Origin of the sequence: Demequina silvatica (assembly GCF_000971215.1) — a bacterium.
GTDB classification, from domain to species: Bacteria; Actinomycetota; Actinomycetes; order Actinomycetales; family Demequinaceae; genus Demequina; species Demequina silvatica.
Genome location: NZ_BBMA01000009.1, coordinates 62,575 through 81,879, shown reverse-complemented (window position 1 = coordinate 81,879; position 19,305 = coordinate 62,575). Strand labels below are relative to the sequence as shown.

General features: G+C 71.6%; 25 protein-coding genes. 10 read left to right on the top strand and 15 right to left on the bottom strand.

Annotated features, from left to right (window positions below):
* Positions 1 to 276 precede the first annotated feature (276 nt).
* Positions 277 to 1,113, bottom strand: a complete 837-nt coding sequence (locus AOM05_RS12295; protein WP_062522661.1) for an alpha/beta fold hydrolase — start codon at positions 1,111 to 1,113, stop codon at positions 277 to 279.
* A gap of 130 nt (positions 1,114 to 1,243) precedes the next feature.
* On the opposite strand from AOM05_RS12295, the gene AOM05_RS12290 reads away from it, so the two are divergent.
* The 6 genes from AOM05_RS12290 (at position 1,244) to AOM05_RS12265 (ending at position 7,610) form a co-directional block, all read left to right on the top strand.
* Complete coding sequence (locus AOM05_RS12290) at positions 1,244 to 1,801, top strand: RNA polymerase sigma factor (protein WP_062522659.1); 558 nt, start codon at positions 1,244 to 1,246, stop codon at positions 1,799 to 1,801.
* Positions 1,798 to 3,285, top strand: a complete 1,488-nt coding sequence (locus tag AOM05_RS12285; RefSeq protein WP_062522657.1) for a hypothetical protein — start codon at positions 1,798 to 1,800, stop codon at positions 3,283 to 3,285. The genes AOM05_RS12290 and AOM05_RS12285 overlap by 4 nt, the downstream gene beginning before the upstream one ends.
* A 39-nt stretch (positions 3,286 to 3,324) precedes the next feature.
* Entirely contained in the window at positions 3,325 to 3,837 is a 513-nt protein-coding gene (locus AOM05_RS12280; RefSeq protein WP_156165174.1) for a sigma-70 family RNA polymerase sigma factor, read from the top strand.
* Positions 3,834 to 5,384, top strand: coding sequence for a hypothetical protein (locus AOM05_RS12275; protein ID WP_062522653.1), 1,551 nt, complete (start codon positions 3,834 to 3,836; stop codon positions 5,382 to 5,384). The genes AOM05_RS12280 and AOM05_RS12275 overlap by 4 nt, the downstream gene beginning before the upstream one ends.
* Before the next feature lie 67 nt (positions 5,385 to 5,451).
* Positions 5,452 to 5,985: a sigma factor-like helix-turn-helix DNA-binding protein gene (locus AOM05_RS12270; RefSeq protein ID WP_062522651.1), complete on the top strand. Its 534-nt coding sequence runs from the start codon at positions 5,452 to 5,454 to the stop codon at positions 5,983 to 5,985.
* Positions 5,982 to 7,610 carry a hypothetical protein gene (locus AOM05_RS12265; RefSeq protein ID WP_062522650.1) on the top strand — a complete coding sequence of 543 codons (1,629 nt, stop codon included), beginning with the start codon at positions 5,982 to 5,984 and terminating at the stop codon, positions 7,608 to 7,610. The genes AOM05_RS12270 and AOM05_RS12265 overlap by 4 nt, the downstream gene beginning before the upstream one ends.
* On the opposite strand, the gene AOM05_RS12260 is transcribed toward AOM05_RS12265, so the two are convergent.
* Positions 7,607 to 8,146 carry a M48 family metallopeptidase gene (locus AOM05_RS12260; protein ID WP_062522648.1) on the bottom strand — a complete coding sequence of 180 codons (540 nt, stop codon included), beginning with the start codon at positions 8,144 to 8,146 and terminating at the stop codon, positions 7,607 to 7,609. The two genes, AOM05_RS12265 and AOM05_RS12260, sit on opposite strands and share 4 nt — an antisense overlap.
* 100 nt (positions 8,147 to 8,246) lie before the next feature.
* Between AOM05_RS12260 and AOM05_RS12255 the strand changes: the two genes are divergently transcribed.
* A complete protein-coding gene (locus tag AOM05_RS12255; RefSeq protein WP_062522647.1) occupies positions 8,247 to 8,798 on the top strand; it encodes an RNA polymerase sigma factor in 552 nt (183 codons plus the stop codon).
* Positions 8,795 to 9,751, top strand: a complete 957-nt coding sequence (locus AOM05_RS12250; RefSeq protein WP_062522646.1) for an endolytic transglycosylase MltG — start codon at positions 8,795 to 8,797, stop codon at positions 9,749 to 9,751. Before AOM05_RS12255 ends, AOM05_RS12250 begins: the two co-directional genes overlap by 4 nt.
* Positions 9,752 to 9,760: 9 nt before the next feature.
* Here AOM05_RS12250 and AOM05_RS12245 read toward each other — a convergent pair whose 3' ends face one another.
* From AOM05_RS12245 to AOM05_RS12210, 8 genes are all read right to left on the bottom strand, one after another.
* Entirely contained in the window at positions 9,761 to 10,885 is a 1,125-nt protein-coding gene (locus tag AOM05_RS12245) for a branched-chain amino acid aminotransferase (RefSeq protein ID WP_062522645.1), read from the bottom strand.
* A 26-nt stretch (positions 10,886 to 10,911) separates the two neighbouring features.
* Entirely contained in the window at positions 10,912 to 11,283 is a 372-nt protein-coding gene (locus tag AOM05_RS12240) for a type II toxin-antitoxin system death-on-curing family toxin (RefSeq protein ID WP_062522644.1), read from the bottom strand.
* A 3-nt stretch (positions 11,284 to 11,286) separates the two neighbouring features.
* Positions 11,287 to 11,466, bottom strand: a complete 180-nt coding sequence (locus AOM05_RS12235) for a ribbon-helix-helix protein, CopG family (protein ID WP_228373296.1) — start codon at positions 11,464 to 11,466, stop codon at positions 11,287 to 11,289.
* Positions 11,467 to 11,516: 50 nt separating this feature from the next.
* Positions 11,517 to 11,849 carry a DUF2568 domain-containing protein gene (locus AOM05_RS14325; RefSeq protein ID WP_062522643.1) on the bottom strand — a complete coding sequence of 111 codons (333 nt, stop codon included), beginning with the start codon at positions 11,847 to 11,849 and terminating at the stop codon, positions 11,517 to 11,519.
* An 11-nt stretch (positions 11,850 to 11,860) separates the two neighbouring features.
* Complete coding sequence (locus AOM05_RS14320) at positions 11,861 to 12,742, bottom strand: hypothetical protein (RefSeq protein ID WP_062522642.1); 882 nt, start codon at positions 12,740 to 12,742, stop codon at positions 11,861 to 11,863.
* Positions 12,743 to 12,799: 57 nt separating this feature from the next.
* Complete coding sequence (locus AOM05_RS12220) at positions 12,800 to 13,048, bottom strand: three-helix bundle dimerization domain-containing protein (RefSeq protein WP_062522640.1); 249 nt, start codon at positions 13,046 to 13,048, stop codon at positions 12,800 to 12,802.
* A gap of 96 nt (positions 13,049 to 13,144) precedes the next feature.
* Complete coding sequence (locus AOM05_RS12215; RefSeq protein ID WP_062522639.1) at positions 13,145 to 13,738, bottom strand: flagellar basal body-associated FliL family protein; 594 nt, start codon at positions 13,736 to 13,738, stop codon at positions 13,145 to 13,147.
* Between the two features lie 52 nt (positions 13,739 to 13,790).
* Entirely contained in the window at positions 13,791 to 14,489 is a 699-nt protein-coding gene (locus tag AOM05_RS12210; RefSeq protein WP_228373297.1) for an NADPH-dependent F420 reductase, read from the bottom strand.
* A 60-nt stretch (positions 14,490 to 14,549) separates the two neighbouring features.
* On the opposite strand from AOM05_RS12210, the gene AOM05_RS12205 reads away from it, so the two are divergent.
* Positions 14,550 to 15,449 carry an HNH endonuclease gene (locus AOM05_RS12205; protein WP_062522635.1) on the top strand — a complete coding sequence of 300 codons (900 nt, stop codon included), beginning with the start codon at positions 14,550 to 14,552 and terminating at the stop codon, positions 15,447 to 15,449.
* Between the two features lie 77 nt (positions 15,450 to 15,526).
* Here the strand turns inward: AOM05_RS12205 and AOM05_RS12200 are convergent, their stop codons facing one another.
* Positions 15,527 to 15,868 (bottom strand): hypothetical protein, encoded by a 342-nt coding sequence (locus AOM05_RS12200; RefSeq protein ID WP_062522633.1) that lies wholly within the window; start codon positions 15,866 to 15,868, stop codon positions 15,527 to 15,529.
* Between the two features lie 56 nt (positions 15,869 to 15,924).
* Between AOM05_RS12200 and AOM05_RS12195 the strand changes: the two genes are divergently transcribed.
* Positions 15,925 to 16,491: a dihydrofolate reductase family protein gene (locus AOM05_RS12195; RefSeq protein ID WP_062522630.1), complete on the top strand. Its 567-nt coding sequence runs from the start codon at positions 15,925 to 15,927 to the stop codon at positions 16,489 to 16,491.
* A gap of 13 nt (positions 16,492 to 16,504) precedes the next feature.
* Here the strand turns inward: AOM05_RS12195 and AOM05_RS12190 are convergent, their stop codons facing one another.
* The 4 genes from AOM05_RS12190 to AOM05_RS12175 all read right to left on the bottom strand — a co-directional run bounded on the left by AOM05_RS12190 (position 16,505) and on the right by AOM05_RS12175 (position 19,299).
* A complete protein-coding gene (locus tag AOM05_RS12190; RefSeq protein WP_062522628.1) occupies positions 16,505 to 16,726 on the bottom strand; it encodes a hypothetical protein in 222 nt (73 codons plus the stop codon).
* 270 nt (positions 16,727 to 16,996) lie between these two features.
* Positions 16,997 to 17,386, bottom strand: a complete 390-nt coding sequence (locus tag AOM05_RS12185) for a hypothetical protein (protein ID WP_156165172.1) — start codon at positions 17,384 to 17,386, stop codon at positions 16,997 to 16,999.
* A gap of 96 nt (positions 17,387 to 17,482) precedes the next feature.
* Positions 17,483 to 18,331 carry an ABC transporter permease gene (locus AOM05_RS12180; protein WP_062522624.1) on the bottom strand — a complete coding sequence of 283 codons (849 nt, stop codon included), beginning with the start codon at positions 18,329 to 18,331 and terminating at the stop codon, positions 17,483 to 17,485.
* Positions 18,328 to 19,299: an ATP-binding cassette domain-containing protein gene (locus AOM05_RS12175; protein ID WP_062522622.1), complete on the bottom strand. Its 972-nt coding sequence runs from the start codon at positions 19,297 to 19,299 to the stop codon at positions 18,328 to 18,330. Before AOM05_RS12175 ends, AOM05_RS12180 begins: the two co-directional genes overlap by 4 nt.
* Between the last annotated feature and the right edge of the window lie 6 nt (positions 19,300 to 19,305).

Genomic DNA, 19,305 nt, shown 5'->3' with positions numbered 1-19,305 from the left:
TGTTCAATCTACCCGATCGATCGCATCTCTCCAAATCGGCCTGCTGGCTTCTTGGGGAGTTCGTTCTCTCGAGCGGCTCTCTACTCTACACCGTTTCGTCCGGTTTGTTGACCGGTCTCGCGGGGCTTCTGGAGCCTCGTCACCAGGCGTTTTCCCTTGCGGGCCCCGTCCTGGCGACTCGGAATAAGTTACACACTTGTTTCGGCGATGTCCAACCGAGACGGCCATGACTTGGTTACCCCAGGTAGAAGGCGTGGGGTGGCGCCGACGGACGGCTCAGGCCGTCTCGACGAGCCAGTCGAGCAGCGTGTCGGCGTGCAGCAGAACGGAGATGTGGCCGTCCTCGGGGAACACCCGGCGGACCGCGCCAGGGATCTCTCGTGAGAGCCACTCGCCGTGGGTGAACGGCACCACCCGGTCCTTGCCGCCGTGCGCCAGCAGGACCGGCACCGCGCCGGCATCGGCGACGGGGAAGCCCCAGTCCTTCACGTACGCGAGATCGTCGTCGATCATCCCGTCGGGGCCGATCTCCAGCGCCGCCTTCACGATCCCGTTGAACCAGCCCCACTCCCCCGCCAGCGCGTCGTGGTCCGCGGGGATGAACGTCTCGGGGTCCCACTCGGCCTCCAGCTGCACGCGCAACGCCGCGGGTCCGAGAGCCGCGGCCTCGAGCTCGAGCCGTCCACCCTGCGCCATGCCGCCGTACCAGTCGAGGCCGCCGGCCTCGAAGGGAGCGAGGCCCGCGATCGACACGCAGGCGCGCACGCGATCCGGCATCATCGCGGCGCACGCCAGAGCGTGGGGACCGCCTCCCGAGTGCCCGACCGCAGCGAACCGATCGATCCCCAGCTCGTCCGCGACCGCGGCGACGTCCGCGACCACGTCACCCACGCATCGTCCCTCCCGACGCGTGGACCCGCCGTACCCGGGACGGTCGAGCGAGACCCAGCGGATGCCGCGGTCCGTCGCGGGCTTCATGAGCGGGCCGGGCGGCTGGCCGATGTTCGGTGTGCCGTGATTCCAGAAGATGACGAGCGAGGCGTCGTCCGGGCCGTCCGTGTACCAGCGCACGGTCCGGCCGTCGGGGCGGTCGATCTCTCCGGTGCTCGCCATGGGGCGACCCTATCGACCCCAGTCGTGATCGAGAAGGTGCTGCCGCGCGCCGCGCCAAGCGACCCTGCACTTCCTGCCCGCCATGCGTCTTCACCACTGAGAAGATGCACCGCAGGCAGGGGGAGGAACCGTGAGCAGGTGGTCGGAGACGCTTGACGCGCTGATGCGTGAGCGTGGCAGGGCGCTGTACGGATACGCGTTCGTGCTCACGGGCGACGCCGCCGACGCGGACGACCTGCTCCAGGACGCCCTGGTCCGCGCCTTCAAGCGCGGACGCGGCCCCGAGAACGTCGACGCCGCGCACGCCTACGTCAAGCGCGCGATCCAGACCACCTTCATCGACACGCACCGCCGCGCATCTGTGCGCCCCCGCCGGGACCACCGCGACGCGGACCGCGTGCTCCAGGACCCCACCGCCGCAACGACCACGCGTGACGCCCTCCACGAGGCCGTCCTCGCGCTCCCGCCCCGCGAGCGCACCTGCATCGTGATGCGGTACTTCGACGGCCTCGCCTCCCCCGCCATCGCGGAGGAGCTGGGCATCTCCGCCGGCACGGTGCGCGGCTACCTCGCGAGCGCGGTGGAGACGCTGCGCCGCACGCACGGCGACTTCGGATTGGACCCGACCGACGCCCTGGAGGGCGGAGACGAGCACGTGGTGATCACCTCGAAGGGAGGCGCGCGATGAGCAACGAGCTGATGGATTCCCTCGCGCGGCAGGCGGAGGCCGGCGGCACGCTCTACGACGGCCGCGATATGGACGATGCGGTGGTCGCCCCCGCACGCCGTCGCGTGAGGCGGGCGCACACCCTGCGCGCGGCCGGCACGCTCGGCGTCACGGCGCTGGTGCTCGCCGGCGGCCTCACGGCCGTGCTCGAGTGGCAGGGCGGCCGCGGCACGGTGGCGCCGGCGGTCACGAACGTCCCCGACGTGGACCCGGACGCGCTGACCGCCGATGACCTCCGTGCCCGGACAACCGCGCGCACCCTCGACGACGGCCGCACCGGCCAGGCCGGGATCCTGTGCTCCATGCCCGTCAAGGACAACCCGTACGCCGGCTCGGACTTCAGCCGCGCCGACGACTGCCCCGCGATGTGGGTCGCCGACCAGCCGCTGCTCGAGGTCACCCGCGCCGACCTGACCCTCGACGGCGACGGCACCGTGCACATCGCGTGGGAGCTCGCGAACACGTCCGACGAGTCGATCACGGTCGACGAGGGCACATTGAGCATCGCGCTCACCTCCGCACCTGATCGCGTGATGGACGGCGAGGGCTACACGGCGGGTGACCGCCAGCTCATCGCCCCATCCCTGTGGACCAGCGCCGAGGAGCGCGTGGTCCAGATGGAGGGCGAGACCTCGCGCGTGACGCTGCGCCCCGGCGACGTGCTGGACGGCGACGCGACTCTCGACCCCCAGATGTTCACCGGCCTGGGCACCGAGGGCCTGCTCACGGGCATCTCGGAAGGCACCGTCGCCCCGACCGTGACCCTCCAGGTACGTGTCCCCCCGGCGGGTGACCCGGGCACGCGCGAGCTGTTCCTCGAGGACAGCGCGGTCGTGATCACCACGGGCACCATGGATCCGGTCTCCGCCTCGTTCGAGGGTCTCGAGCCCCGTCTGCAGGGCGAGACCCGGGACGACGCGCAGGAGGCGCTGGTCTGCCACGTCGGCGAGGCGGACAACCCGCGCTTCGCGGTCGAGGACGGGGAGGACGTGCCGGCCTGGAGCACACCCACGTGCGAGGCGGTCTGGATCCCAGGCGGCAAGCAGCTCGAGCTGACGGAGTTGACCATCTCGCAGGCCGACGAGTTCTCCAGCGAGCTGTATTGGAACGCCGCCAACGTATCCGGCCGCGAGCTCGAGCTCGACGAGGCATCGATGGCCGCGAGCATCGACCTCGGCGACGCCGGGTACATCATGAACTCAGGCGGTGTCAGCGTCGGGTGGAGCCCGTGGGACACCGACCGCACCCGCAAGGGCGCTTTGACCTCCGCGAGCAGCCGCGCGTTCCTCCCCGCCGGTGCAGAGCTGACCGGAAGCAAGACGTTCGAGCGCGACCCGGAGACCAAGGGCGCAGACATCTCGATCCTTATCCGCGTGGTCCGCGAGGACGACGAGGACGGCACCCGCGAGCTCCTGCTCGAGCTTCCCTGGAGCATGGAGGGCTGACCCCTACTCACGCACCGCCGCCGGTGGCACCATCGAAGGATGAGGCCATGGGCGGCGATGCTCGAGGCGACCATGCGCACGCACGGCCCCGCGCTCCTCGCCTACGCGACGCGGCTCACCGGGGACCCGGCCACGGGCGCGGCCGTCCTCGAGGACGCCCTGGTGCGCACCTTCTCGCGGGGCAGGCCGCCGGAGGCGGGGGACGATGCGCGGGTCGCCGTGCGCGACGCCGTCCGGTTCGTCGCGGTGCGGCGGGAGCGGGCGACCCCCACCACCCCCGAACCCGAGGTGACGGAGGCGACTGAGGCGACCGCCGCATCGTCCCTCCGCGAGGCTCTGGCCTCGCTGAGCCCGCGCGCGCGGGCGCTGCTCGCGATCCGGTACGCGGACGGCCTCGCCGTCCCCGCGATCGCGGGGACCACAGGGCTGCGCGAACATCAGGTGCGCGACGCCCTCGCGGAGGCGGCGACGGCGCTCGGCCTGGATCTCACCGAAACGCTCGAGGGCGGCGTGGTCGACACCACCACCGTCGCGGTGGGTGACGCGCCGTGACCGCCGCGCTGGTCGACGCGCTCGACCCCGACGGCGACGAGGTCGCGACCGAACCCGCGTGCGCGGCCACCACAGCCCGCGCGACGCGCAGGATCAGGACGCGGCGGCGGCTGCGCCTGGCGGGGATCGGCGCGGTGGCGGCGGTGCTGGTCGCCGTCACGGGAGCCGTCGCGCTCACGGTGCCTGCCCCGCTGCCGCCCCCGGCCGCGCGCGAAGAGCCCGACGTCATGGCGTCCCACCCGGGCACGGGGGTGGTCTACGCGGAGGAGCTGCTGCGCGGCGCCGGCTCGCGCATCCGGACGTCCGACCACCCCGACCCGCGTCAGGCGGCGCTCGCCTGCAGGGACAGCACCACCTCCTCCACGCTCACCACCTGCCGCGCGCTGTGGGTGACCGACGGGCCGCTGGTCGCGCTCGACGGCGACGCCACGCTCGCCACGCTGCACGTCACGGACCGGCTGGTGCGGCTCGACGTGCGCTGGAGCGTGCGCAACGTGGGAGTCCGGCCGCTGCTGATCGACCGCGCGGACCTCGCGGTCGCGATCCTCACGGACCCCGACGGAGTTGCCGACCCGGTGCCGCGTCGGTCCCGCCCGGTGATCGCGGCCAGCCTCTGGGCGGACGACCGTTCGCGGGTCGCGCTCAACCGCGAGGCCTCGTCGCTCGAGCGCATCGAGCCGGGCTCCGCGATGCGCGGCTGGGCGACGTTCACCGCCGCGGCTCCCCGGGCGGGCCAGGCGGGCGATCCCCTCTGGGGCCTCGCGGACAGCACCACCGCGGCGACCCTCACGGTGCAGGCGGGCATCCCGCAGTCCCGCACCGCGCCCGCGACCACGGCGGACGTGATCGTGGAGACGTCGATGGCGCTCGAGGACGTCAACCCGGCGATCGCCGCGGACCACCTGCTCGCGTCCTTCCGGCCGCGCGCGCGCGGGGAGGCCACTCCGGATCACGCGCAGGCGGCAATGCTGTGCGACGTCCCGCGCGGCATGCGGTCCTCGACCTTCGAGAACTACAACATCCCCTACCAGGCACGTGAGGTCTCCTGCGAGGCCGGATGGGTCGACGGTCCGGTGCTCGCGGACGCGGGCACGGCGGAGGTGCGTCCCGGAACCCCCGCCTCGGTGGTGGTCTGGGACGTCACCAACGCGTCGGGCGCGACGCTGCAGGTCTCGCGCCTGCAGCTGCTGCTCGAGGGCGCGGCGGGCGGCACGCGGGCGAGGGGCGACGGGCTCACGCTGCTCGGGACGGCCGCGGTCACGCCCAGCAGCGCGTGGCTCGCCGACGGCAGGCGGCTGGGGTGGCTGACCAACGCGTTCTACGACTACCCGCTGATCCCCGACGCCACCGTGGGCGGCCGCGACCAGCTGTTCCCCGGCGTGCTGTCCTCGGGGGTGATCGTGGGCGAGGACGCGATCCTCGAGGCGCTGTACGGCGACGGACGCGCGACGGCGGTCGCGACGGTCCCGTTCCTCGACGACCCCTCACGCGTGATGCTCCTCGAGACGCCGCTGGCGGTCGCGCCACGGCCGTCGCCCTCGCCGTGACGCGTCGCGCCGCCTTCCGCGGGCGGCGCCGGCGTGCCAGACTCGCACGCATACCAGGGGGGTCGAGGTGGGCAGCAGGTCGGATGCGCTCCGCGCCGTGACGCGCGGCCACGGCGTGGACCTGCTCGCGCGCGCACGCCTCCTCACGGGGGACGATGCGGCGGCCGGGTTGCTGGTCGAGCGCGCCCTCGCGCAGGGCACGGGTCGCGGGCACGTGGCCGAGTCGCCGGACGACGCCACGGCGGAGGTGCGCCGCGCGCTGCACCGTGCCTTCCGGCGCTCGAAGGAGCCCGAGCCTCCGCTTGTGGAGCGGCCCGCGGCGGAGGGCGCTGACGCGCCCGGCGAGCCCGACCTGCGCGAGGCGCTCCGGCTGCTGTCGCGGCGCGAGCGCGTGGCCCTGGTGCTGCGCTACGTCGACGGCATGGCGGCCACCGCGATCGCCGTCGAGCTCGACGTCTCGGTCAAGGCGGTGCTCGCGGACCTGCGGTCCGGGGCCTCAAGGCTCGCGGCGGAGCGTCCCGACCTGCACGTCGACGTCGAGGACGCGGTCGAGGGCGGGGTCGAGGAGGAGCTCACGGTGGCGTTCGGGGCGCGCCGGTGAGCGCCGGGCTCGCGGCGGCGCTCGCGCGCGAGGAGCAGCGGGGCCGCGACGGCGCCGAGGCGGACCTCGCGGCCATCGAGGAGCGGGCGCTCGGCCGGTTGCGCCGCGGCCGGACCGTGCGGCGCGCGTGGGTCGCGGGCGGCTCCGCCGCCGTGGTCGGCGTGGTCGCGGTGGGCCTCGCGTGGGGCACCGAGCCGGCGACGGTGGCGGCACCGGGGACCTCGCCGTCGGCATCCGCGTCGCCCGCGGTCGACGAGTCGTGGGCCCCGGTGGGCGGCAACCTGTCCGCGGAGGCGCTCATCGCGAGCTCGACGCCGCGGGTGCTCGGGCAGCAGCCCCGGAAGGCACGACAGGCGGCGCTGCTGTGCGAGATGGATCCCGCGATCAATCCGTGGCGCGACGCGCCTTCCGGCGAATCGACCCTCACGGAGACCAAGGAGTGCGAGGCCGTCTGGGTGGGCGACGCGCCGCTGCTCACGAACGACTCGGTCTACGCGATGCTCCACGTGGGCGCCGACCGGACCGGCGGCCAGATGATCCTCGACTGGGTCATGTACTCCCCCACCGACAACGGCCTGGTGATCGACACGGCCGCCGTCGCCGCGACCTTCGCGACCGAGCCCGACACCGTCACGCCACCCGGCCTGCGCACCCGCGGCGCCTACGTGGGCGGCTCGCTGTGGGTGTCGCCCACCCAGCGGCTCGCGGTGATGGGGAACGCCTCGGATCCGCAGTCGCTCGACATGGGCGCGACCGCGCTCGGCACCGCCGAGATCGGCACGCAGCCGCAGGGCTCCGCGCTGCACTCCGACGAGGTATGGGCGATCGCGAGCGGCGAGGTCGAACCGGAGGTGGTGCTCCAGGTCCGCGTCCCGCCCGACGGCGCGGCGGGTGGCCAGGAGCTCATCCTCGAGGTGCCGGTCAATGTCGAGGTCGACCAGGTCGGCGACACCGCGGAGGACCTCCTCACCTCGTGGGAGCCCCGGACTCAGGAGGACGGCCGCGACCCGTCCCGGCAGGCCGCGGACGTGTGCGAGATCGCGGAGCCGGCGCCCTCGCCGCGCACGATCATCACGATGGACTGGGTGATGCCGTTCGAGACCGCCGAGTGCGAGCCGATCTGGCTGGATGAACCTCTGCTCGGCTCGCCCCGGTACACGATCGAGGACAACGGCGACATGTCCTTGTACCTCGACTGGCAGCTGGACCTCGAGCGACGCGCACCGCTCCAGGTGGCGCAGTCCACGCTCGTGGTCGAGACGGCGCCGGCGACCACCGGCGCCGAGGCCGATCAGGCGCGGGTCGAGACGCTCGCGCTCACCTCGAGCGCCTGGACGGCGACGGGCACCCGCCTGCTTCCCGTCTCCGGCATGCTCGACGGCATCTTCGTGGGACACCTCCAGGGCGCGAACGGCGTGTGGGGCGGCACCTACGTCGACCCGCGGACGCTCGGGGATGACGGGGCGCTCACCCCCGAGGAGGTCCGGCGCGCGATAGTCAAGGGCGCGCGTTCCACCGCGCTGGTCGCCGTGCCGTTCGCCCGGGACTCCTCGCGCGTCCTGATCCTCGAGATGCCCCTGGGCAAGCCGGAGATCCGCACCTCGACCCTCGAGACCGAGGGCTAATCCACCTGACGGCCGTTGAGCTCGGCCCGGTGCTCACGCCACCCGGGCAGGTGCCGGTCCATCACTGCGTAGAAGCCGGCGCCGTGGTTGGCCTCGATGAGGTGAGCGAGCTCGTGCACCACCACGTACTCGACCAGGTGGTAGTCCTTGCGGGCCAGCTCGACGCTGAAGGTGACCGTGCGCGTGGTCTTGTTGCAGCTGCCCCACCGCGAGCGCATGATCCGCATCCGCCACGTGGGGTGCGGCACGCCCATGCGCGGCACCCACTCGTCGAGCAGCGACTCGAGCACCGGCGCGAGCGAGCGGCGCAGCGCGTCGGACTCGGCGCCGGGGGCGAGCGGTGCCGGGTGCTCGAGCGCCTCCGCCTGCTTGGCCGCGATCCACGCGGACTTGGACCGCACCCACGCGTCGATGTCCCGCTGCGGCATCCGCATCGGGGCGCTCACGCGCACCTCGCCCGTGCCGTTGCGGACCACCATGCGCACGTTCTTCATCCGCTTGCGCGTGAGCGTGTAGGCGGGAACCGAGCCGGGCATGCGACCACTGTAGGCGCGGCGTCCGACGCGACCCGCGCATCGTCCCCAACCCTGGGGACCGTGGCTGCGTACTACCCGGCATGAGAGGGAACCTGACCGCATGAGCACCTGGGCGAGCATGCTCGACAGGCTGGTCCGCGAGCGCGGGCCGGCGCTGTTCGGCTACGCGTACGTGCTGACCGGCGACCGCGAGCGCGCGGAGGACCTGCTGCAGGACGCGCTGGTCCGCACGTTCCGGACGGGGCGCGCGCTCGGATCGATCGACTCGGCGCACGCATACGTGAAGCGCGCGATCACCACGGCTTTCATCGACGCGGGGCGGCGCGCCGGGGCGCGGCCGCAACCGGCCGGCCTGGACGTCCATGAGCGGACGGACGTCGCGACCGTCCCCGACGCCTCGGGCACGGTGGACGATGCGCTGGACCTGCAGGCGGCCCTTCTCACGTTGTCGCCGCGCGAGCGGGCGTGCGTGGTGCTCCGCTACCTCGAGGACATGACGGTCGCCGGCGTCGCGCAGACGCTCGGGCTGGCCGAGGGCACCGTCAAGCGCTACCTGTCCGACGGCGTCGCGCGCCTGCGCGAGGCGGCGCCCGGAGTCGACTTCACCCCCACCGAGACAGTCCCGATCCACCCCCAGGGAGGACGATCATGAGCACCGCGCACCAGGCACTTCGCGACCTCGAGCGCTCCGGCGCCGCCACCTTCGACGCCACCCGCCTCGCGGGCGACCTCTCCCCCGTCACCCGGCGGGTGCGCCGGCACCGTGCGACGCGCGCCGGGGTCGGTTCCGTGGCCGGGCTGGCCGTGCTGGGCGCCGGGACCTACGGGGTGCTGCGGTGGGGTCCGGACCGCACCGTCGCTCCCGCCGTCACCTCGCCGGCGCCGAGCGGGTCCGCGGAGCCCGCACCGACGGGCGAGCCGTCACCTTCGCCGTCCGTGACCGCGCCCGAGCTGACCGCCGCGGACCTGGTCATCCCCGGGGAGCGGATCGAGCACACCATCGCGCGGATCGCCGAGACGTACGGCGCCTCCGAGACCAGCGTCCGCGAGGCGATGGTGCTGGCGCTGCCGCCGGAGGCGAACGGCGAGCCCGAGGGGTGGGTGGCTCCGGGCGACTACCCCGCCCCGGCGACCGCGCAGGAGGCGGCGGGGATGCTCGTGGCGAGCCAGCTGCACAACCTGCAGTCGATGGGAGTCGCGCGCGAGGACTGGCTACGCACGGTCACCCTCGCGTCGATCCTGGCGAAGGAGGTGCCGGACCCGTACGACCAGCCTGCGGTGTCGCGCGTCATCTGGGACCGCCTCGACGCCGGGATGATGCTGGAGCTCGAGTCGCCGCTGATCTACATCACCCGCGCCGACGAGCGGACCGTCTCCGATGACGGCTTCGCGGTCGACTCTCCGTACAACACGTTCATGTACGAGGGTCTCCCGCCGGGGCCCATCGGCGCCTCGGACCTGGGGGCGATCGACTCCGCCGCGCACCCGTCGGAGGGCGCGCAGCTGTACTTCGTCCGGGACCCGCAGTCCGACGCGGTGCTGCTCGCCGACACCTTCGAGGAGCACCGCGAGAACCTCATCGAGGTGGGCCTCCTCGACGAGTGAGCGAACCGCTCAGCCCTCGGGCGCCGAGACCACCTCGCGGGTCCAACCGTGGCGGTCCTCCGCGCGGCCGTACTGGATGTCGGTCAGGAGCGAACGCATGGCGGAGGCGACGGACGGGCCGTCCTCCTCGGAGCGCTCGGGCAGGGAGACGTCGAGGTCGTCGGACACCAGGCGCGCGATCGGGGTGACCACCGCGGCGGTCCCCACAGCGAACAGCTCGGCGATGTCGCCGGACTCGATGCCCTCGACCAGCTCGGTCAGCGCGATGTCGCGCTCCTCGACGGTGCGGCCCTCGTCGCGCAGCAACGTGAGGATCGAGTCGCGGGTGACGCCGGGGAGGATGGTGCCGGACAAGCGCGGGGTGAGGATCGAACCGTCCGCACGGACCGCGACCAGGTTCATGCCGCCAAGCTCCTCGACGTAGGTGTCCTCGCGCGCGTCGAGGAACAGCACCTGCCCGCAGCCGTGGTCCTTCGCCTCCTTCTGCGGGAGCATGCTCGCGGCGTAGTTGCCGGCGGTCTTCGCCTCGCCCGTTCCGCCGGCGTTGGCGCGGTGGTAGCCGCGCGAGACCCAGATCGACACGCCCACGTCGCCGTTCGAGAGGTAGTCGCCCACGGGCGACGCGGTCACGATGAAGTCGACCTCCGCGGCGGGCTGCACCAGCAGGCTCGCCTCGGTCGCGATGACCAGGGGGCGCAGGTACAGGCTCGCGCCCTCGGCGCCCGCGACCCAGTTCTGGTCCGTCTCCACCAGCGCCTCGACGGCGGCGAGGAAGTCCTCCTCCGGCACCTCGGGCAGCGCCATGCGGCGGCAGCTCGACGCGAGCCGGGCGGCGTTGGCCTCGGGACGGAACAGGCGGATCGAGCCGTCCTCCCAGCGGTACGCCTTGAGGCCCTCGAAGGCCTGCTGGGCGTAGTGGAGCACGGCGGCGCCCGGGTGCATGGGGATGGGGGCCAGGGGGACGATGCGGCGGTCGGCCCAGCCGTCCTCCTCGCGCCAGGTGGCGCGCGCCATGTGGTCGGTGAACACCTTGCCGAAGACCGGGTCCTCCATCGCGATCCAGCGCTCCTCGTCCGTCGCGGGACGACGGTTGGGGATGACGGTGAACTGTGCGGTGGGCGCCTGCGTCTCCATGGGGCGAGCCTAGACCCGTCGCGACATCACGAGCGCGGCTCGATCTTGAGCAAAGTAGCGATTGACCCGACATCATCGAGCGTGCCGTCCGCGATGGCCCAGACCAGGTCGAAGGCCTCCGCCTGAGTCCCGGTCACCCTGAAGCCGTTGAATCCGACGAAGACAACCGTCGCCAGCCATCCGAGCCGCTTGTTCCCATCCGCGAGCGCGTGGTTGTTGACCAGGGAGTGCAGCAGCGCGGCGGCCTTGAGGGAAAGCGTTGGATAGGCGTCTGCACCCATGAGGGTGGTGCCTGGCCGCGCGAGGGCCGATTCGAGCAGGCCGACGTCGCGCACCGGACCGAGTCCCGCCACTCGGACCATGGCGAGGAGCTCGTCGAGCTCGATGTACTCCGTCATGCGCTACTCGGAGCCGAGCCGTGCGAGAGTCTCGCTCCACTCCTGCAGCGCTTCGTCCGTGAGTGACGCGAGCCTCTTGCTACGGCTCAGCTTCTCGGCTCGTTCCAGGACCGCGCGACGCACGATCTCCTGACGCGAGAGCCCCTCTTCTCGAGCGAGGAGCTCAAGTGCGTCCTCGAGCACAGAGTCTGTCCTTAGAGTCATCGCCATGATTCGACGGTATCACTCCGGTATCACGCCGGCAACGGCCTCGCCGCCGTAATGACCGTGCCCGCCACCACCGCGACCGCGTGCACCCCGAAGAGGATCGGGGCGCCGAGCACCGCGTAGAGCGGCAGCGCCGCGAGGAGGATCAGAGTCCGGGCGACGATGGTGGGGATCCGGCCCAGCGGGCGGCGCGCCTTGGGCGAGAGGAACGTCCCCCAGAACACCGCCACCGCGACGGGAAGCGCGACCGCGAGCGCCCAGCTGAGCGGGCCGTCGAGCGCCGCGAGGGGCCACCAGGCGAGCGAGAACAGCAGGGACAGCTCCGCGAGGAAGACGAGCGTCGCGCCGAACCATCGCATGCCGCGGCTCCCTACAGCTGGATCCGTCCCGGGCGTGCGGCCGGGCCCTTGGCCTCCGGCGCGGCCTGCGCCGCCGCCTTGGAGGACACGACGTTGGCGGCGGTCGCGTCCGCGAGGTCGGCGAGCGGGATCGCGTGGTCGATCCGGGCCCAGTTGCGGCGGAAGTCGGCGGCGATCGCGGCCTCGAGGTCGCGCTCGACGGCGCGCGCGGCGCTCTTGCCGCTGTCGCCGCCCTCGTGCTTCGCGGTCGCGAGCCGCGTCGCGGCCGCGAGCCGCAGGTCGCGGACCGTCCACCAGTGGTCGACGAACGCGTCGCGCGCGTCATGAAGCAGTTGCTGCGCCCGCCGGTACCGGACGATCTCGGCGACCAGCGCATCGTCCCCCGTCATGGCCGCGTGGGCCTCGGGGTTGTCGATGCGCGGGATGACGTCCGCGGGCGTGGGGTCCTTGAGGATCGCCTGCCGCGCGAGCTTGGTCACCAGCTTGTGCTCGAGGGTCTGCGGCGCGGCGGCCATCACCGTCTCGATGCGTAGGTCGAGCGCACGGCCGCGCACGGTCATGTCCTCGAGCGCGCGGCTGATCTCGAGCAGCATGTCGATCGCCGGGACGGCCTCGCGCTGGCGCGTGGTGCCGCGCTCGAGGCGTGCGACCTGCTCGCGCAGGCCGCGTGTGATCTCCTCGGCGGGAACCAGCGAGGTGGGGTCCTTGGGCAGGGGCGGGGTGAGGAGGTCGTGCGCGCTGGACAGGGCGATCGGGGCCTCCTGCGCGAAGGCGCGGCGGCGGGTGCGGCGCTCCTCGACGCGGCGCGACAGGTCCATGAAGCCCCCCACCGACGCGCCCGCGAACAGGGCGATGATCAGGCCGGGGACCAGGAACGACCAGTCGATCGACATGTCTCGAATCTAGGGCAGCCTGCGGCGCCCGACCAGGACCCTGGGCGCATACGCGCGCTACATGCGGGTGGTGCGGAGGTCGTCGAGGCGGAGCCAGGCGCGATGCTCCGCGAGGGTGACCAGGTGCTGGTGCACCAGCGCGCCGTCCTTGAGCGTCTCGTAGGACTCCCGGACCAGGCGCTGGATCAGCGCACGGTCGAACTCGATGAAGTGCTCGGCGAGGTGGGTGACCGCGTCGTCGAGGGCTCGGTCGACATGCTCGTGGGCGTGCTCGCGGTCGAAGCGGTTCGCGGGCGTGATGGTCATGGCGGTCTCCCTTCCGCGCCGTTGCGGAGGCGTGTTCACCTTCTGTTCATCTTCCCGCGCGGGACCGTGCGTGGCAATGTCGCCGGGCTGATCGCGCTACTGCTGCGCCGGCTCCAGGATCTCCTCGAGCTGCGCCCAGCCGTTGTCGAGCGCCGCGGGATCCGCTGTCCCGCTGAGCGGCACGGTGAGGTTGGTGATGTTCCACGTGCTGGTGCCGGTGTCGAGGGCGAGGCTGAACTCCTCGTCATTGGTCGCGGCCTCGGCGCCGGTCCAGTCGTAGGCGGCCCAGTCGTCGGCCTCCGGCATCGCGGTGATGGGGCGCAGCGCGTAGTCCGTGGCCTCGGTGCCGAGGTCCGCGTCCTCCGCGACGTAGATCGAGAAGCGGCCGTCGTCGCGGAAGGACACCGTCACCGCGTCCGTGTACGCCTCGTCGATCGCGAGCCCTCGTTCGGCGAGGCTGTCCGTCGCGTCGTTCGCGCCGCCCGAGAAGATCCACATGCCGGCGGCGACTGCGCCAGCGATCACCAGCACCATCGCGACGGGGATGATCCACACCCGCTCGCGGGACTCCGGCGGCTCGGCGCCGTCGCCGCCCGGGTTGACGCCTTGGATGCGCGGGTCGCGAGCCTTGCTCGTGTGATGGCTGGCCGGTCCAAGCACCCACCTGTTGACGCCTGCGGACGGATCCACGCCTACCCCCCTCGGTATGGACCGGAGCCTATCCTCCAGGCATGATGCGCGGCTAGACCTGGTTGACGCGCTCCACCGTGGGGAGGATCGCGGCGAGCTCGCCCCGCGTGGTGCGCCGGCCGTAGGCGGGGGTGTCGCGCTCGACGCGCCACGACTCCTCGAGCGGACCCACGTCCACGGCGTCGAAGCCGATGGCGTCGAGGAACGCGGCGACCAGGCTCTTGGCCGCGACGTCGTCACCGGCGATCGGGAGCGCGCGCCGGTCGGGCGTGAGGGCCGGCGAGCCGTGCAGCGGGATCTCCGCAGCGTAGATGTTGTTGAAGGCCTTCACCACGCGAGCGCCCGGCACCAGGTCCTGCAGCAGCTGCGACGTGGTCTTCGAGTTGTCGTCGAGAGCGGCGATGCGGCCGTCGCGCTGCGGGTAGTAGTTGTTCGCGTCCATCACCACCTTGCCGGCGAGCGCCTCCGCCGGGATCGCCTGCTCCAGCTTGCCGAGCGGGACGGCGACCAGGACGAGGTCGCCCGCGGCGGCCGCCTCGGCGGGGGTGGCCGCGCTCGCGCGAGGGCCGAGCTCAGCGACCAGGTCTGCGAGCGTGGCGGGGCCGCGCGAGTTGGAGAGGACTACGTGGTAGCCCGCCGCGACCGCGGCGCGAGCGACGTTGGCGCCGATGCGCCCGGAACCGATGATGCCAAGGGTGGTCATGGAGGGCGGAACCCTGCGCGGGCGCGGGGTATTCCAGCGCCGGCTTATCTGGGGCGATGGACGACGCGGGGGCTAGCTTCTCGCGGCGGGTTCCGGCAAGCTGCCGGCATGGATCTACGCGAAGACAGCGAACTCCGAGTTCTCGCGCTGCGAAGGCTCGACACGCTGATGGACGCGATCCAGGAGTATCCGACCCGCGACCAGCTCAGGAACCTTGCGCTGCCGGTCAAGACACCGCACCTCGTGGACCTCCGCAAGGGCATTTGGAATCCGCAATGGCTTCTCGCGTCGCTGTCGGTCTTGAGCGTGCACAACGGGCCGTACGCAGACAAGCAGTTGGCAGACGGGCTATGGGAGTACAGATACCGGGACGGCGGTACGGAAGGCGATAACCGAAAGCTTCAACGAGCCGCAGATCTTGAAGTGGATCTCGTTTATTTCAGAGAGGCCACACCCGGCCGTTACCAGCCCGAGTACCCCGTGCGGGTGATTCAGAACAACCCCTCGGAACGAAAGGTCCTCCTCGCACGCAAGGAACTCGAACGAGTGGCGTGGTCGAAAGCTGGCGATACGACCTCGGAATCGTTGCGCTCTTGGGCGACCCGCGAGGTGCGCTACCGGAAGCACCAGCGTCGGTTTCGAGAAGCCGTCCTCGACGCATACGCAGACCGGTGTGCGATGTGCAACATGCCGGTGCGATCCTTGCTCGACGCGGCACATATTGACGCTGATTCCTCGGTCGACGGCGAGCCAGTCGTCCAGAATGGGCTGGCGCTCTGCAAGCTGCACCATCACGCATATGACAGCAACCTCATCGGAATCTCGCCCGCGCGGAGAGTACATGTGTCCGAACACGTGTTGCGCATTGACGGCAACCGAATGGTCGACCAAGGCTTGAAGGTCCTTCACAAGTCATGGCTCGGGTTGCCAGAACAGGCGGAGTCGCACCCGGAGCAAGCCCGACTTTCACGGAGATGGCACGAGTTCCGCAAGGCCGCCGAAGTTTGATCAGTAAGCGCACACCCGAACGGCAGACCTGGCGCCATTAACTCCTCAGGCCCTAACTCGGGATAGCCTCCCGGGCCTCACGCGAAGGGCGGATGCACCGGCACCTCGTCGCCGGTCACCACGTCGACCACCGCGCGATCGCCAAGCGGCGCCTCCAACGTGATCCGGACCAGATCCAGGCAGGTCGCGTCGGGAGCGCGCGCGTCGGCCTCGGCGGTGAGGGTCACCACGGTGTCGGACTCGTCGACCAGCACCTCGGGATCGCCGTCGCAGGACGCGACGGCGACCTCGTAGCCGCCGCCCACGACCTCGAAGACGTCGAGCACCTGGACCGGGGCGCGATCGCCCGTGCCGGGACCGCATCCCGTCACGGCGACCAGCGCGACGAGGATCGCAATAGTGCGTGCGGGGCGGGACATCTTTCGACCCTACGACTCCCCTCCCGCGGTCGCGAACGCGTGCCTATCCTGGCCGTATGGGTCGCCTCATCGTCGAACAGATCGTCACCGTCGACGGCTTCGCCGCGGGCCCGGACGGCGAGCTCGACTTCATGCGCATGGCCTCCGGCTTCGACTCCACCGACGCCGGCCAGCTCGCGATGCTCGCGCGGGTCGACGCGATCCTCCTAGGCCGCAACACCTACGAGCTGTTCGAGGCGTACTGGCCCGGCAAGACCGTCGACGAGGAGGCGGTCGCCGACTTCATCAACGGCACCCCCAAGCACGTCATCAGCAACACGCTCCGGCGCGCGCCGTGGGGCGACTACTCGTCGGCGCACGTCGAGGTCGGCGAGCCCCGGGACAGCGTGCGGCGTCTCAAGAACCGCTACAGCGGCGACATCATCCTCTGGGGCAGCCTGATGCTCGCGGGTGCGCTGTTCCAGGCGGAGCTGGTCGACGTGGTGCGGCTGCGGGTGGTGCCGGTCCTCATCGGAGAGGGTCGCACCGCGACGCCGGGCCTCCGCCACCCGCGAACCCTCAGCCCCGTCGAGATCGACGCCCTGCCGAGCGGTCACGTGACGCTCGTCTACGACGTCCTCTGAACGCGGCCAGCGGTCAGATGGCGAGCGGCGTCACGCGCACGCGGCGCCCGCAGCACGCGCAGTAGCCGCTCCACTGCCGGACCCAGCGCACCCCGTCGCGGAAGCGACGGTCCTCGCGTGCAAGCTTGGCGTCGAGACGGACCTCATCGATGAAGCGATGCCCGCGGGCCTCGCATGCGAACGGCGCGTCGAGCGCCATCTCCCCCACCTCGACCTCGGCAAGCACCTGCGGCATGGCGGCTCCTCTCTGAGCTGCGCGTCGCCCGCGCGGCCGCCCCCGATGGCGTCCGCGGTCACGATGGGCACCACCGTAAGAAGCCTCCAACGTTGAAGGCAAGGACCCGTTGGTCCCGATTCGTCGGATTCGTCTGCCGAGCCCGGAAAGGACGACTCCGAGGTCGGGAACCCGGAACTGGAAGGAAAGGGCACCCGACCTCGGAGTCGAGTCAATTATCGGCGACGTTGCCGAGGCTTGGGTACGGAAACGGCCAAGTTCACTGCGAGTTCAGCCGCAGTAGTCGCACAGACCCGTCGACGGCAGGTTGGTGAAGCAGGTCGCGCAGGTCGGGATCGCGGCCTCCTGCACCTTCTCCGCGACAGCGGCGAATCCCTTCGCGGCGGCCTGGTGAGCGGGCAGCTCGATCCAGTAGTTGTCGCCCTCCTCGGGGTGCACGGCAATGTAACCGTGCGAGATGAACGCGACCGGGCTGGTGGCACCCGCGGGCTCGAGCGCGATGAAGGCGCGCGACTCGGGGATGTACACGTGCTCGTAACGGAGGCCGCGCACGGCCTCGACGATCTGGTCGATGTTCTCGGCCGGCGGCTTGAAGTCCGCCAGCGCGGCCTCGAAGGTGCGGAAGTACGTCCGGGGCTCGATGTCCTGCGTCAAAGTCACCGGAGAATCATTCCGCATCTGCGAAGCGCTTGATGACACCTTTGGTCCCTGACAGGAGTCGATGATGCTCTCACCAGGGACGATGCGCGGGCTGGGTCAGCGCGGGTCGCGGTACTTCCACATGGTGAGGGAGCCGAACACCGCCACGAGCCCCGCGGACCAGGCGAGCGACCATCCGAGCTCCGGGCCCACCGGCGTGCCGTTCATGAACGCGCGCACGGCGGTGACCAGGTCGGAGACCGGGTTCACCTCGACCCACGCCTGGAGCCAGCCGGGCATGGTCGACGGGTCTACGAAGATGTTCGACCCGAACAGCAGCGGCATGAGCACGAAGCTCGCGACGCCCATGATCGAGCCCGGCGTGCGCAGGATTAGCGAGAGGAACGTCCACACCCACCCGAGCGAGAACGCGAAGATGAGCAGCAGCCCCACGCCTGCCGCGACCCCCACGAATCCGCCCTCAGGGCGCCACCCGATCGCGAGGCACACCAGCCCGGTGACGATCGACGCGACGGTGAACCGCACCGCGTCGCCCAGCAGCATGCCGACCAGCGGCGACGGGCGCCAGATCGGCAGCGACCGGAAGCGGTCGAACACGCCCTTGTCGATGTCGGTACGCAGGGTGGTGCCCGTGTACATGGTGATGAACAGCACGGACTGCACCAGCACGCCCGGCGCGATGTACGCGATGTAGGACTCCACGGAGCCCGCGATCGCGCCGCCGAACAGGTACGTGAACAGCAGCGTCATGATGATCGGGAACACCGTGACGTCGAACAGCTGCTCGGGGACGTGCTTGATCTTCATGAGCGCGCGCCACCCGAAGGTGACGGACGTCGACAGCGCGGATGGTCGCGAGGGGCGCGTCACGCTGGTGAGCGCGGATGCGATCGCCTCCGCCTGCGGCGCGCGCGCCGCCTCCTGAGGAGCGGTCTGGGTGGTCATGCCGCCTCCTCCCCTTCCTCCGCGGACTCCTCCGCGGCGTGTCCGGTGAGCGCGAGGAACACCTCGTCGAGCGTGGGCTGGCCGAGCGCGAACTGCGCCAGCCCGATGTCCGCGTCCTCGAGCGCCGTGAGCGCCCGGGTCACGCCGGAACGGTCCTCCAGCGCCGCGACCAGGGCCTGCGGGTCGTGGGTGGTCTCGAAGTCGACGCCGAGCTCGCGCACCAGGATGGTGCGCGCCGCGTCGCGGTCCTGGGGCTTCATCACGCGCACGTGCAGCGTCCCCGATCCGACCGAGGCCTTGAGCTCGCTCGACGTGCCCTCCGCGATGATCCTGCCGCGGTCGATCACGGAGATCCTGTCCGCGAGCTGGTCCGCCTCGTCGAGGTACTGCGTGGTGAGCATGACGGTGGTGCCGTGCGCGACGAGCGCGCGGATGATGTCCCAGACCTCGTTGCGCGCGCGGGGGTCCAGGCCCGTGGTCGGCTCGTCCAGGAACAGCAGCTCGGGGCTCACCACCAGCGAGGCCGCGATGTCGATGCGCCGCCGCATGCCGCCGCTGTACTTCTTGACCTGCCGGTCCGCGGCGTCCGCGAGGCCGAACGCCTCGAGCAGCTCGTCGCCCCGCCGCGTCGCCGAGGCCCCGCGGAAGCCGTACAGCTTCGCGATGAGCCGCAGGTTCTCGCGGCCCGTGAGGTCCTCGTCGACGGACGCGAACTGGCCGGTGAGGCTCACGAGGCCGCGCACCGTGTCCGCCTCGCGTACCACGTCGCGGCCCAGGACCCTCGCGCTCCCGGCGTCCGGCCGGATCAGCGTCGCGAGCATCCGGATCGCGGTGGTCTTTCCCGCGCCGTTCGGCCCGAGGAATCCGTGCACCCCTCCGCGTGCGATGGCGAGGTCGATCCCGTCGACCGCGCGCTGCTTCCCGTAGATCTTGACCAGCCCCTGGGTCTCGATCGCAAGATCCGTCATCGGATG

Bases quoted from the DNA above. Each gene is read 5' to 3' on its own strand.
- AOM05_RS12295 (WP_062522661.1), bottom strand. From the start codon at position 1,113: ATGGCGAGCACCGGAGAGATCGACCGCCCCGACGGCCGGACCGTGCGC.
- AOM05_RS12285 (WP_062522657.1), top strand. From the start codon at position 1,798: ATGAGCAACGAGCTGATGGATTCCCTCGCGCGGCAGGCGGAGGCCGGC.
- AOM05_RS12280 (WP_156165174.1), top strand. From the start codon at position 3,325: ATGAGGCCATGGGCGGCGATGCTCGAGGCGACCATGCGCACGCACGGC.
- AOM05_RS12260 (WP_062522648.1), bottom strand. From the start codon at position 8,146: ATGCCCGGCTCGGTTCCCGCCTACACGCTCACGCGCAAGCGGATGAAG.
- AOM05_RS12255 (WP_062522647.1), top strand. From the start codon at position 8,247: ATGAGCACCTGGGCGAGCATGCTCGACAGGCTGGTCCGCGAGCGCGGG.
- AOM05_RS12250 (WP_062522646.1), top strand. From the start codon at position 8,795: ATGAGCACCGCGCACCAGGCACTTCGCGACCTCGAGCGCTCCGGCGCC.
- AOM05_RS12245 (WP_062522645.1), bottom strand. From the start codon at position 10,885: ATGGAGACGCAGGCGCCCACCGCACAGTTCACCGTCATCCCCAACCGT.
- AOM05_RS12240 (WP_062522644.1), bottom strand. From the start codon at position 11,283: ATGACGGAGTACATCGAGCTCGACGAGCTCCTCGCCATGGTCCGAGTG.
- AOM05_RS14325 (WP_062522643.1), bottom strand. From the start codon at position 11,849: ATGCGATGGTTCGGCGCGACGCTCGTCTTCCTCGCGGAGCTGTCCCTG.
- AOM05_RS14320 (WP_062522642.1), bottom strand. From the start codon at position 12,742: ATGTCGATCGACTGGTCGTTCCTGGTCCCCGGCCTGATCATCGCCCTG.
- AOM05_RS12220 (WP_062522640.1), bottom strand. From the start codon at position 13,048: ATGACCATCACGCCCGCGAACCGCTTCGACCGCGAGCACGCCCACGAG.
- AOM05_RS12205 (WP_062522635.1), top strand. From the start codon at position 14,550: ATGGATCTACGCGAAGACAGCGAACTCCGAGTTCTCGCGCTGCGAAGG.
- AOM05_RS12200 (WP_062522633.1), bottom strand. From the start codon at position 15,868: ATGTCCCGCCCCGCACGCACTATTGCGATCCTCGTCGCGCTGGTCGCC.
- AOM05_RS12195 (WP_062522630.1), top strand. From the start codon at position 15,925: ATGGGTCGCCTCATCGTCGAACAGATCGTCACCGTCGACGGCTTCGCC.
- AOM05_RS12190 (WP_062522628.1), bottom strand. From the start codon at position 16,726: ATGCCGCAGGTGCTTGCCGAGGTCGAGGTGGGGGAGATGGCGCTCGAC.
- AOM05_RS12180 (WP_062522624.1), bottom strand. From the start codon at position 18,331: ATGACCACCCAGACCGCTCCTCAGGAGGCGGCGCGCGCGCCGCAGGCG.
- AOM05_RS12175 (WP_062522622.1), bottom strand. From the start codon at position 19,299: ATGACGGATCTTGCGATCGAGACCCAGGGGCTGGTCAAGATCTACGGG.